Annotated in this window: 8 protein-coding genes; 6 read left to right on the top strand and 2 right to left on the bottom strand. The window is 67.3% G+C overall.

The features are described 5' to 3' along the window. Positions 1 to 83 precede the first annotated feature (83 nt). Positions 84 to 377 carry a metal-sensitive transcriptional regulator gene (locus HK353_RS16150; RefSeq protein ID WP_173157830.1) on the bottom strand — a complete coding sequence of 98 codons (294 nt, stop codon included), beginning with the start codon at positions 375 to 377 and terminating at the stop codon, positions 84 to 86. A gap of 113 nt (positions 378 to 490) precedes the next feature. Here HK353_RS16150 and HK353_RS16145 point away from each other — a divergent pair, with 113 nt between their 5' ends. The 4 genes from HK353_RS16145 to HK353_RS16130 all read left to right on the top strand — a co-directional run bounded on the left by HK353_RS16145 (position 491) and on the right by HK353_RS16130 (position 7,363). Beyond that, positions 491 to 2,386: an MOSC domain-containing protein gene (locus HK353_RS16145; protein ID WP_173157828.1), complete on the top strand. Its 1,896-nt coding sequence runs from the start codon at positions 491 to 493 to the stop codon at positions 2,384 to 2,386. A 42-nt stretch (positions 2,387 to 2,428) separates the two neighbouring features. Next, positions 2,429 to 4,354 (top strand): sensor histidine kinase, encoded by a 1,926-nt coding sequence (locus HK353_RS16140; protein ID WP_173157826.1) that lies wholly within the window; start codon positions 2,429 to 2,431, stop codon positions 4,352 to 4,354. Positions 4,355 to 4,466: 112 nt separating this feature from the next. Continuing rightward, the gene (locus HK353_RS16135; protein WP_173157824.1) at positions 4,467 to 5,201 is read left to right on the top strand and encodes a response regulator; all 735 of its coding nucleotides are present in this window, start codon (positions 4,467 to 4,469) and stop codon (positions 5,199 to 5,201) included. Between the two features lie 224 nt (positions 5,202 to 5,425). After that, positions 5,426 to 7,363 (top strand): penicillin-binding transpeptidase domain-containing protein, encoded by a 1,938-nt coding sequence (locus tag HK353_RS16130; protein ID WP_173157822.1) that lies wholly within the window; start codon positions 5,426 to 5,428, stop codon positions 7,361 to 7,363. A gap of 251 nt (positions 7,364 to 7,614) precedes the next feature. Here HK353_RS16130 and HK353_RS16125 read toward each other — a convergent pair whose 3' ends face one another. After that, entirely contained in the window at positions 7,615 to 9,216 is a 1,602-nt protein-coding gene (locus HK353_RS16125) for a succinic semialdehyde dehydrogenase (protein WP_173157820.1), read from the bottom strand. A gap of 49 nt (positions 9,217 to 9,265) precedes the next feature. Between HK353_RS16125 and HK353_RS16120 the strand changes: the two genes are divergently transcribed. Then, entirely contained in the window at positions 9,266 to 10,528 is a 1,263-nt protein-coding gene (locus tag HK353_RS16120) for an amino acid deaminase/aldolase (RefSeq protein ID WP_173157818.1), read from the top strand. Continuing rightward, positions 10,525 to 11,961 carry a D-arabinono-1,4-lactone oxidase gene (locus HK353_RS16115; RefSeq protein WP_342589968.1) on the top strand — a complete coding sequence of 479 codons (1,437 nt, stop codon included), beginning with the start codon at positions 10,525 to 10,527 and terminating at the stop codon, positions 11,959 to 11,961. The genes HK353_RS16120 and HK353_RS16115 overlap by 4 nt, the downstream gene beginning before the upstream one ends. Positions 11,962 to 12,207: the final 246 nt, after the last annotated feature.

The following is a 12,207-nucleotide window of genomic DNA, read 5'->3' as shown; positions in this document are numbered from 1 at the left end:
GCTCTCCTATCAGCTGTGAGTGCTTCCCGATGTCCGAGCCTCAGGCGTCGTCGCACCCCGATCGGGTGGACGCGGCCCTCCGCTCAGCTCTTGATGAGTCGGGAGATGGCGGCTGATGCCTCCTCGACCTTCTTCCGCGCTTCTTCGTCGTCGCCCGATGAGGCGGCGTCGACGACGCAGTGAGCGATGTGCTCTTCGAGGAGGTTGATGGAGACCGCGTGCAGCGCGGCTGTCGCGGCGGAGACCTGGGTGAGGATGTCGATGCAGTACTTGTCCTCATCGATCATCTTCCCGATGCCGCGGACCTGACCTTCGATCCGCTTCATCCTCCGTGCGAGAGCGTCCTTCTGCGGGGTGTATCCATGGTGCTCAGTCATGGTCACACGGTATACCCCTACAGGGTATAAATCAAGATCCATCCTCGCCGAGACGGCTGTGCGTTTGCTCTCACCCTGACCCTTCCGTGTTCTCCGGCTCCTACAATCGAATCATGCGTGCTGCCAGACTGTTCCGGTTCCCGGTCAAGGGATTCCCCGCCGAGGAGCTCACCGAGGCCCGTGTGGTCAAGGACCGCGGAATCCGCGGCGACCGGATCGCGGCGTTCACGAACGGCAGCCTCGACGTCCCGGCCGACGCCTGGCACTCGTACTCCGCCTTCACCGTGCTCAAGAACGATACCGACCTGCAGAGATGGCGGGTCGCAGCGACCCTCCCCGAGGCGATCGGCGCCGAATCCGCAACCGCGCCTGAAACGGGTGGCCGGAGTGCCACCGCCGAGGCGGTCGAGGATATTTCCGCGACCGTGACCCTCACGGCCCCGACGGGAGAGTCGACGACTTTCTCCACTGATGACGAAGAGGGCCGGGCCGCCTCGGCGATGTTCCTCTCCGAGCGGATACCCCCTCAGGGTACATTCCCGCGCTGCCTGGCCGTCGCCGATCAGGGGATGTTCGACTCGCAGCGCTCGGGAATCTCGCTCATCAACCCCGCCACGGTCGCCGCGATCGCCGATACCGACGAGGGCCGCGCGGCCCTCGGGCTGAGCGCGCAGGAGGCGGAACGCCCAGCCTCTGGCACGGACGACCCGGCCACTCCCGCAGCCGAGCTCGACCCGCTGCGGTTCCGCGGCAACATCCTCGTCGACGGACTCGCCCCGTTCGAGGAGTTCGCGCTCATCGGTTCGATCATCCGCCTCGGCGGCGTGCGCCTGGCGATCCGTTCGACGATCGAACGCTGCCCGGCGACGACCGTCAACCCGACGACCACCGAGGTCGACGTCAACGTGCCGCGGCTGCTCAACTCCGCCTGCGGGCATCTGCACTGCGGAATCTACGGGCAGATCCTCGAGACCGGCGATGTCGCGGCCGGCGACGAGATCACCGTCGAAGGCCCGGCCCCGCGGGACCTGGTCAAGGTCGCACGAACTCCGCGGTTCATGACCGTCGTCGGCCGCCGGCAGATCTGCAACGACATCGTCGAGGTGGCCCTGCGCGACGACCTCGGCTGGATCCGCGAATTCGACGAACCGGGCACGAACCTGCGCGTCCATCTCGACCTCGGCGCACCGTTCTGGCGAACCTATACGATCACCGACGTCGACGACGACATCGTCCGCATCGCCGTCCGCACCCAAGGCAAGGGCTCCCGCGCCGTGGCATCGCTGGACGAAGGACAGCGGATCCTCACCTCCGGACCGCACGGAACCATGACCGCCTCCCGCGTGTTCGGCGGCACAACAGCCCTGATCACGGCCGGAATCGGCATCACCCCGAGTCTCGGACTGCTGCGCAGCGACGGGCTGGCCGATCTGCCCGCCACCGATCGGATCCGCCTCGTCCACGTCGACCGCGACCACCGCACCGCCTGCCTGTGGAACCGGTTGCAGGACCGTGCCCACTCGGGCGCTGTGCCCGTCGAGACCCACCATCACGACACCGCGACGGCCGGTCGACCCGGCCGCCGGGAGCTCGTGGATTGGGTGGCCGACTGTGACAACGTCATGGTCTGCGGGCCCCGCGACTTCACGGCGGCCGTGCTCGCCGCCGCTGACGAGGCCGGCGTTCCTGCCGTCCACCAGGAGACCTTCGCGTCTCCGAACACGGGGATGAGCGAGGCCATCGCCGCATGCTCGCCCGCCGAGGTGACACTGGAGGAATCGGGCACGAGCTTCGTCTGGCAGCCGCAGGAAGGCACCCTGCTCGAGTCCTTGGAAGCGCGCGGATTCCGTTCGCCGAGCTCCTGCCGAGGCGGATCCTGCGGAACCTGTTCGGTGTCCCTGGCCGCCGGGTCCGTGCTCTATCCGATCGAACCCGCCGCCCGCGTCGAGAGCGACGAGGTGCTCGTGTGCTCCGCGGTCCCCGCCGGACCCATCAGTCTGGCGCTCTGAACCCAGGCAGACGGCGGCTGGGCGGGTGGCACAATGGATTCCATGCCGAAGAAGAAGCGCACCGTGCTGGCGAAGGGGCCCGCCGGACCGGTCGGTCGCCTGAGTCGGTGGGTCCGCCTCTCCGCGGCCGGGCGGATCATGTTCGCGAATTCGATCATGCTCGTGGGCATCATGGTGCTCACGACGAGTCTGCTCTACCTCCAGCTCTCCCAGCTCAACACGAAGCGCGAACAGGACCTGCTGCGGTCGGCCGCGGACAACATCTCGATGTCACTGGGCCTCGTCGGCACCGGTGACGTCGGCCAGGACGACTACCTCGACTCCGAATCCCGCGACGACGTTCAGACGCTGCTGGACAACGTCATCAGCCAATACGGCTTCGACATCGCCGCGGTCGTGCCCATCGACTTCCTGCTCACCCCGCCGACCCTGGGCTCACCCGGACGCCAGCAGGCGCTGGAAGCGAAGACCGCCTCGGCGGATTCCGGGAAGATCCCCGAGGACTCCATCGACCAGCTTGCCCAGGCCGTCGACGGACAGGCCCTGCAGAATGGCAGGTCGACCGTGCGCTTCATCAACGACGGCGGCCCGGCCGACGGCACCATGTACGTCGTCACACCGGTCTACGCCGCGCACGTCGGAGTCGACGGACTGAGGTCGGACACCGTGGTCGGCGCTGTCATCGTCGGCAGCTCCGCCGATTCGGTCCGCGAAGGCTTCCTGGCGCAGGGCAAATGGCTCATCGGCATCGCCGTCCTCACCCTCGTCCTCGGCATCGGCTCATCCTGGGTGACATCGCGGGGACTGCGCCGGGTCACCGGTGACTACGGTGCCGACGAGCTGCGCAGCATGCTCGACTTCTACTCCTCCGTGCTCACGGCCGTCTCCGAAGGACTGTTGCTCGTCGACCGAGCCCGCGGGATCGTGCTCATCAACACCGAAGCCCGGGAACTGCTGGGCATGCCGCCCGCCGGCGACGATGCTGACTCAGGTCCCACCTCGGCGGAGGAGATGCCGCTGCGCGAACTGGACCTGCCCGAGGCGCTGCACGATCTGCTCGCTTCCGGACGCTGGGCTCGTGACGAGATCCACTACACCGACGACCGTGTCCTCGTCGTCAATCAGCAGCCCACCGAGGCGGCCAGCGACACGTGGGTCGTGACCATGCGCGATCACACGGAGTTGGCCGAACTCTCCGGCGAACTCGTCTCCGTGCGCTCCTTCTCCGATTCCCTGCGCGCGCAGACCCATGAATACGCGAACCGGCTGCACATGGTCGTGTCCCTGCTCGAGACCGGGCACGTCGACCAGGCCATCGACTTCGCGGCCAAGGACATCGACGATCTCAACCGGGTCAACGGTGACGGGTCGATGACCTTCGACCATCCCGTCCTCTCGGCGCTGCTGCTGTCGAAGACCGCCCAAGCCGCCGAGGCGGGCATCGAGATGACGGTGGACACCGCGGACCTCTCGGGCAACCTCGGCGGGGATGATCGCGACCTCGCAACGATCCTCGGCAACCTCGTCGACAATGCCTTCGACGCACTGAGCAGGCAGGACGTACTGCCCGAGGACAAGAGAGTCCATGTTGAGCTCTCCGGCTCCGGCGGTCCCGGCGGATTCACGATCGAGGTCAGCGATGACGGCCCGGGAATCGACGAGGAATACCTCGACGCGATCTTCGAGCGCGGCTGGTCGACGAAGCACGATGGCGTCGAGACCGACCAGGGGCAGGGTCGCCAGCAGACGGGCACCCGCGGGGTCGGGCTGTCCCTGGTCGTGCAGGCGATCCGCCGCCTCGGGGGAGCCGTCGACGTGCAGGGCCACGGGGAGGACTGCGACCGTTTCAAGGGCGCAGTGCTCACGGTGTGGCTGCCCGACCCGGGGAACGCGGGTCGGACCGGGGCAGGCCAGGCCGGGGCAAGCCGGTCGGGTTCCGGTCAGTCCGGCGACGGGCGGGTCGGATAGGGGCGGGTGATCGCCGGTGGTGCCGGCACCGCTCAGGTGGACCGGAACCGGATGTGACGGGACTGCAACACGATCCGGGACGCTGTCAAACGGGTGAAGATAGACTGGCGGCATGTCGGACACAACTGCGCCTGAATCGAGCATCGGTGTGCTCGTCGTCGAGGATGAGGTGGTCGCCGCCCGTGCTCACGCGAAGTACATCGACCGCATCGACGGCTATCACGTCGCCGGAGTGGCGAAGAATGCCACTCAGGCAATGGCTGCTCTCACAGGTCAGATCTACGGCCTCGATCCCTCCGGCGTCCACCTCGTCCTCCTCGACATGAACCTGCCCGACGGGCACGGGCTCCAGGTCTGCCGCGCCATCCGGGGCCAACGCGTCGACGTCGACATCATCGCCGTCACCGCTGCCCGGGACATGCAGATCGTGCAGGAGGCCCTGTCCTACGGGGTCGCCCAGTACATCATCAAGCCCTTCACCTTTCCCGTGTTCAAATCCAAACTCGAGGCGTATTCGTCCTTCCGCAACCGCCTCGGCGGTGATTCGAACGACGGCGAGGTCACCCAGACCGAGGTCGACAAAGCGATCTCGGCACTGCGCACGCACACCGTGGCGGCGACCGCGAAGGGCGTGCCCGATGCGGTCCAGGCCGAGGTCAAGAGCCTGCTCGATGAGAATCCCGGCCAGTCCGCAGCAGAGCTGGCCGAAGGGCTCGGGGTCTCGCGAGTCACCGCTCGTCGCTACCTCGAATCCATGGCCGACGCCGGGATGCTCGAACGCCGTCCCCGATACGGTTCGGCCGGTCGTCCCGTCCTCGAATACACCGTCGTCCCCGAAGCGGGCTGACCGCGGATTACGTGCGCGAGCAGCCGGCCGTGACCGTCGCCGCGGGCTGATCGCTCCGTCACTGCGCACGTGACCACCGCCGCAAGCATTGTTGGGTCGATCCACGGCGTTCTGAACGCCGAAACCGCCGTGGATCGACCCAACAATCGGTCGTGGGGCCGACGTAGCGCCGGTCTCGCCGCAGAGCAATGGACATCGAGGGAGCCCCGGTAGAGGATGGTTCCATGTCGAAGAAGTCCCGGGTCTGGCTGGCCGTCGCCCTCGTCCTCGTGCTGCTCGCCGGAGCCGGAGTCTTCGCCCTCTTCCGGCTGCCGATGACGAAGTCCTCCGCCGCAGAGGCGGCCGCCGACGACCTCGCCGAGGAGCAGCTGAGCTCGGACATCTGGCATGAGAAGGACCTCGCCCAGGGCCTGTTCGACCGCGTCACGAAGGCATTGGGCACGAGAGTCGACCTGCGGTCGATCACCGTCGACGACATCACCGAGGCCGACGGTCGGACCGTGGCCACCCTCGATTGGACGTGGGCGAACAACGACGGAGAGTCCTGGGAGTACAGTTCGCAGCTGCCCCTGGAGAAGAACGGGCTCTTCTGGTGGGCGGATCTCACGGAGAAGGCCATCCACCCGAAGCTCGGCAAAGGCGGTCGCTTCGAACTGCGCGCGAATCAGGGAAAGAGGGGGAACATCCTCGGCGCCGATGATGCAGTGCTCATGGAGGAGGGGAAGGTCGTCGACATCGGCGTCCACCCGAGCCGGCTCGAACCCGACACCATCGGCCGACTCGTCAGGGGACTGGGCGACGGTGTCGACTCCCTCGACCTCGACGCCGATGACCTCGAGAAGTCCGTCGATGACGCCGAAGGCAACCAGCTCGTCCCCGTCGTGACGCTGCGCGAAGACGACTACAAGTCGGTCAAGGACGCCATCCACGATCTGCCGGGAGTGCTGTTCACCGAGGATACCCAGACCCTGACGCGGTCCCGCGGGTTCGCTCAGGCCACCCTCGGTTCCGTGGGGCAGGCCAGCGCCGAGGACATCGAGAAATCCCAGGCCACGATCATCCCCGGCGAGATCATCGGCCGCACGGGTCTGCAGAAGACATTCAACAATCGGCTGAGCGGACCTGGCGGCGTCGAAGTCTTCGCGAAAGGCGATGCGAGCGATGACAGGGGCAGAACGACGAAGCTGACGAGTCTCCACGCTTTCAATGCCGAAGACGGTGAGGATCTTGAGACCACGCTCGACGTGCGGATTCAAGAAGCCGCGGACAAGGCGGCTGCGACCGGAAAGAAACCGGCCGCCGTCGTCGCGATCCGCCCCAGCGACGGCCACGTGCTCGCCGTGGCCAACTACGACCCGGAAGGAGCGGCCTGGGACCGAGCGCTGAGCGGGCAGTACGCTCCCGGCTCGGTGTTCAAGATCGCCTCCGGTCTGGCGCTCCTCGAATCCGGGGTGCGACCCGACGATGACATCGACTGCCCGAAGACCGCGAACATCGGCGGCAAGAGCTTCAAGAACGCCGAAGACGAAGTGCTCGGCACCGTCAGCTTCGCCGACGACTTCGCACACTCCTGCAACACCGCGTTCGTCTCCTCCGGCGACAAGGTCACCGGCGAGGAGGTGGCCGACGCAGCCGCCCAGCTCGGCATGCTCGGCGACGCTCCGGCCATCCGCGCGAAGATGGCCTCGGTGCCGGCCGATGACGACGAGGTCACGCATGCTGCGCAGATGATCGGTCAGGGCAAGGTGCAGGCGAGCCCGCTGTCCGTGGCGACGATGGCCGCCTCGGTGCGGGCCGGGGAGACCGTGGACCCGCAGCTCGTGCTCGGCAATGCCCTCGACGATGCCGGCGTCGACGAGTCGGGCGCGGAAGGGGCTGACGATCCTCCGGCCCTTGAGGGCCAAGCGGCGAAGGAGATCTCGGAGATGATGAGAGCAGTCGTCACCGACGGCACCGCGACCGCGCTCAAGGACGTTCCCGGCGACCCGGTCCACGGCAAGACCGGAACGGCAGAATACGGCAATGACTCCCCGCCGCGCACCCATTCGTGGTTCGCCGGTTTCCAGGGCGACCTGGCCGTGGCGGTGCTCGTCGAGGACGGCGGATTCGGCGCCGAGGCGGCCGTGCCGGTGGCGCACGAATTCTTCGACAACGTCAACTGACCCCCACCGAGGCGTTGAACGCCACCGAGTGCTGAGTCCCACCAAAGCGGTGAAGCCCGCTGAGTGCTGAGTCCCGCTGAGATTCTGAGCGCCACTCATCGGCGGAGCTTCGCCTGACGCCGCAGGATCTCCTCCCCAGCACGGCCCGGGCAGGAGAATAGGTCACAATCGGACAACCGGCACGAAACATAGGTCACCATCGGATACTTCCTGGCGCCAAAAGTATCCGATGGTGACCTAGATTCGCCGGCCTACTTCATGCGCAGGGACCGCATGGCCTGCAGCGCCCCGGTCATGGCCTTCGCGAACTTCGCCTGGTCGAGGGGGCCGGCCGGTGCGATCGGGTGGAGGCGCTGCTGCGCGATCGTGTGCGAGTGCATGAACTGAAAGAGGCCCTCGGGGCCGTGCCGGTGGCCCATTCCCGAGGCCTTGACTCCGCCTGCCGGTGCGTCGATGGATCCCCAGCTGGCCGGGTAGACCTCATTGACGTTGACCATTCCGGCCTCGACCTGCCGCGCGATCTCACGCCCGTGGGAACGCGAGTACACCGATGCCGAGAGTCCGTAGTCGCTGTCATTGGCCGCAGCGATCGCCGCGGCATCCGACGGCACCGAATAGACGGAGACGACGGGACCGAAGGTCTCCTCGCGATGCAGCTCCGCCTCAGGAGGAACATCCGTGAGCACTGTCGGGGCGTAGAAGTAGGGGCCGAGATCGGGCACCGGGTGTCCGCCAGCCACCACCGTGGCACCGGCGCTGCGCGCCTGCTCGACATGGTTGGTGATCGTCTCGAGCTGCTTCGGTCCCGCCAAGGTGCCCATGTCCGGGCCGTATTCGAACGCGGCGCTGAGACGGTAGGCGCGGGCCGCCTCGGCGAAATGGGCGCAGAAGGTCTCGTAGAGATCCTCGTGGACGTAGATGCGCTCGATGGAGATGCACAGCTGCCCGGCCGAGGAGAACGATCCGCGCACGGCGCCTTCGACGGCCTTCTCCAGATCCGCATCGGCGGCCACGATCAGGGGATTCTTGCCTCCGAGCTCGAGCGCGGTGGGGAGCAGACGCTGCCCCGCCTCGGCGGCGATCGACCGCCCAGCGGCCGTCGACCCGGTGAACGAGATTCCGTCGGCGCCGGCCATGAGCGCGGGTCCGACCTCGGCGGAGGGCCCGGGCACGAGCTGCCACACCTCGGCGGGCAGGCCGGCGGCGATCGCCAGTCTGCGCATGAACACCGAGGTCAGCGTCGTCGTCGAATCGGGTTTGTGGACGACGGCATTGCCGGCGGTCAGGGCGGCGAACAGGTCGGTCGCCCCCAGGGTCAGCGGGTAGTTCCATGGTGTGATGAACCCGGTCACGCCCAGCGGGGTGCGCGTGACCTCGGTGCGGGTGAGCACTGGGATGGCTCCGCGCCGTCGTTCGGGGCGCAGATAGCGGGCGGCCATCACCCCGTAGTGGCGGAGCACATTGAAGGTATCGAGGATCTCGTCATAGGCGTGGATGCGGGCCTTGCCGGTCTCGTACTGGATGATGTCGAGGAGCAGATCCTCATTCCGGACCAGTGCGGAATGCAGTCGGGTGAGCACCTTGGCTCGGTGTTCGACCGACTGAGCGGCCCATGCCTCGCCGGCAATGCGCGCGGTGGCGTAGGCGGCCTCGATGTCATCGGGGGTGTTCCGGGCGAACCGGTCGACCTCCTGACCGGTGAACGGTTCGACTCCGCGCATCACCTCGCCCGAGCCGGAGGCTTCAGCGTACGGATCGGTGTCGAGGAAGTCCCGCAGTGCCGCGGTGACATGCGCGGACGGGGTTCCGGCGGCGCTTGCTTCGGAGGTGCGTGCGGTGGTCTCTGTGCTCATCGGCTTCCTCTTTCTGTGACGTAGGTCATCGCGGGCTAGACTACCGAATATGGTTTCGAGTGATCTGCGGAGGGCGCTGAAAGGGACCGGTGCACCCACCGCCGTCCTCGATCTCGACGCCTTCGACGCGAACCTCGATGCCCTTGCCGAGCGCGCTCGCGGACTGCCGATCCGCCTGGCCACGAAGTCCCTGCGCGTGCCCGCCGCCATCGACCGGGCGCTCGCCCACCCTGCATTTTCCGGGGTGCTCGCCTTCTCCGTCCCCGAGGCGCTGTTCCTCCACGCCCGCGGCGTCCGCGATATCGTCATCGGCTATCCCAGCCTCGACCGAGCTTCCCTGAGTCGGATGTTCGCCGAGGCGGGAGCGTGCACGAACATCACCCTGATGATCGATTCGACTGACCACCTCGACATCATCGACGACGTCCGAGAGAACCTCGCCGAGGCGGGGCGAAAGTCCTCCTTGGCCGGGACCAGTCCGGCAGGGGAGGGGGCGAACCTCGCCGAGGCGGGAGCCGCCTCGGTGCGGGTGTGCATCGACGTCGACTCCTCCTATCGACCGGCCGAATCCTGGTTGGGCGACCGCGTCCATATCGGGGCCAGGCGCTCGCCGATCCGTGACGGGCGAGCGGCCATCGCGCTTGCCCGGCAGGTCGCGGCGCGGCCCGGTTTCGACCTCGTCGGGATGATGTTCTACGAGGGGCAGATCGCCGGCACCGCCGATGCCGGACGCTCGGTGCGGCAGACGATCGTGCGCGCCATGCAGAAGGCCTCGATCGCCGAACTCGCCGAACGACGAGCAGCCGTCATCGCCGCAGTCCGCGAGGTTGCCGACCTCGAATTCGTCAACGGCGGCGGAACCGGCTCGTTCGAATCCAGCTCCGTCGAGGGCACTCTGACCGAACTCGCCGCCGGATCCGGCCTCTTCTCCCCAGGCCTCTTCGACGGCTATACGCACTTTCGGCATCGGCCGGCCGCATACTTCGTCACGCCCGTCGTGCGCCGCCCTGCACCCGGCTGGGTGACGGTCTTCAAAGGCGGATTCATCGCCTCGGGAGTTCCTGGTTTCGACCGGCTGCCGACCATCGCCTGGCCGCCGGGCCTCGAGTACTCCGGTCTCGAAGGTCCCGGCGAGGTGCAGACTCCGCTGACGGGGCCCGGCACGGAATCGCTGCGCATCGGGGATCTCGTGTGGTTCAGGCATGCGAAAGCAGGCGAACTGGCCGAACATTTCAACGAGTTCCTCGTCGTCTCGGGATCGACGATCATCGACACCTGGTCGACATACAGGGGAGAGGGACTGGTGCTGTGAGAGAAGCGCAGTCAGAGCGCGGCGAACGGCTCGGTCGCGGTGCGAAACGTGTCGCGGCGACGATTGCGGGCCGTGCATCGGGCAGATCTGCAGTGAATGGCCGGCATGCGTTCCGGAACTGGGCCGGGCACGTCCACGCACATCCGCACACCTTCTCAGGTCCCGCCTCGGCGGAGGAGCTTGCGGGAATCGTCACGGCCGCTGCAGCGGCCGGGGACCGTCTGCGGGTCGTCGGGGCCGGGCATTCCTTCACTCCCGTGGCCGCCGGCGATGACGTCATGGTCAGCCTCGACGCGCTGTCGGGGATCGCCGCCGCCGACGAGGCGGCCGGCCGGGTCCGCTTCCACGCCGGCACCCGGCTGCGGGACATTCCCGCCCTCCTCGCACCCTTCGGCCTGGCCCTGGAGAACCAGGGGGACGTCAATCCGCAGGCCCTTGCCGGTGCGATCTCGACGAGCACACACGGCACCGGGATCGGGTTCACCGGGTTCGCCGGGACCGTCACCGGACTGAGCCTCATGGGCCCCGACGGCGAAGTGCGGGAACTGTCGGCCCAGGCGGAACCGGAGATCTTCGACCTCGCACGGGTCGGCCTCGGCGTCCTCGGAGTCATCACCGAGGTCGAACTCCAATGCGTGCCGGCCTTCGACCTCATCGCCGAGGAGAAGGTCGCCGGATTCGACGAACTCCTCGACGGGCTGGCGGAGCGGATGCGCGGGGCCGACCATTTCGAGTTCTACTGGTTCCCGCACACCGATTCGGTGCTGACGAAGACGAATACCCGGGTCGAGCCTGGGCAGGCCGGGCCGGGTCACCTCGCCGAGGCGGGGGTGCGCAATCGGTGGCTCAACCTCCTCGACAAAGAGGTGGTGGAGAACGGGGCGCTGCGGCTGGCCGTCGAGCTCGGTGCCAAGGTCCCGGCCGTGGTGCCCTCGATCAATCGGATCGCTCAGTCCGTCGTGGCGGACCGGACGTATCGGGCGCCGGGTCACGATGTGTTCGTCACCCCACGGCGGGTGCGGTTCAACGAGATGGAATACGCGCTGCGCTTCGACTCCGGGCCTGAGGCGATTCGGGAGATCAGAGACGTCATCGAGGCCAAGGGGTGGGCGATCTCATTCCCGCTCGAGGTTCGGTGCGCCGCCGCCGATGATGTGCCGCTGTCGACGGCATCGGGGCGGGAGACGATGTACATTGCCGTCCACCGCTTCATCAAAGAGGACTTCGCCGAGTACTTCCGCGTCGTCGAGGAGATCCTGTGCCGGCACGGCGGCCGCCCGCACTGGGGCAAGATCCACACTCGTACCGCCGCTGACCTGCACGAGCTCTATCCGCGATTCGCGGACTTCTGCGATCTGCGGGCTCGACTGGATCCGGAGGCCATGTTCGGCAATCGCTTCACCGACTCGCTGTTCGGCGTCACGCGGCGCTGAGGGCCGTCGACCTCACCCTGCGCTGAGGTCCGTCGACCTCACCCGCTGCTGAGGGGCAGTCGGTCGAAAAGTGGCCGCAATCGGATACTGGTGGTCGAGAAGTGGTCGCAAACGGATACTTCTGGGCGGGCGGTTTCTATCTTCTAGTGCAACACCCGGCCTGACCAGCACGGTCGGGTCGGGACAGCACTTGAGAAGGAGCCCATCATGCGACCAGTGCCTTTCGACCACCTCGACGCGTTCTTC

It is taken from the genome of Brevibacterium permense (assembly GCF_013280495.1).
GTDB classification, from domain to species: Bacteria; Actinomycetota; Actinomycetes; order Actinomycetales; family Brevibacteriaceae; genus Brevibacterium; species Brevibacterium permense.
Note: the sequence above shows the minus strand (reverse complement) of the source record. Positions and strands in the feature narration are given on the sequence as shown.

Coding starts and splice junctions, on each gene's coding strand:
- HK353_RS16145 (WP_173157828.1), top strand. CDS start 491: ATGCGTGCTGCCAGACTGTTCCGGTTCCCGGTCAAGGGATTCCCCGCC.
- HK353_RS16130 (WP_173157822.1), top strand. CDS start 5,426: ATGTCGAAGAAGTCCCGGGTCTGGCTGGCCGTCGCCCTCGTCCTCGTG.
- HK353_RS16125 (WP_173157820.1), bottom strand. CDS start 9,216: ATGAGCACAGAGACCACCGCACGCACCTCCGAAGCAAGCGCCGCCGGA.
- HK353_RS16135 (WP_173157824.1), top strand. CDS start 4,467: ATGTCGGACACAACTGCGCCTGAATCGAGCATCGGTGTGCTCGTCGTC.
- HK353_RS16150 (WP_173157830.1), bottom strand. CDS start 377: ATGACTGAGCACCATGGATACACCCCGCAGAAGGACGCTCTCGCACGG.
- HK353_RS16140 (WP_173157826.1), top strand. CDS start 2,429: ATGCCGAAGAAGAAGCGCACCGTGCTGGCGAAGGGGCCCGCCGGACCG.
- HK353_RS16120 (WP_173157818.1), top strand. CDS start 9,266: ATGGTTTCGAGTGATCTGCGGAGGGCGCTGAAAGGGACCGGTGCACCC.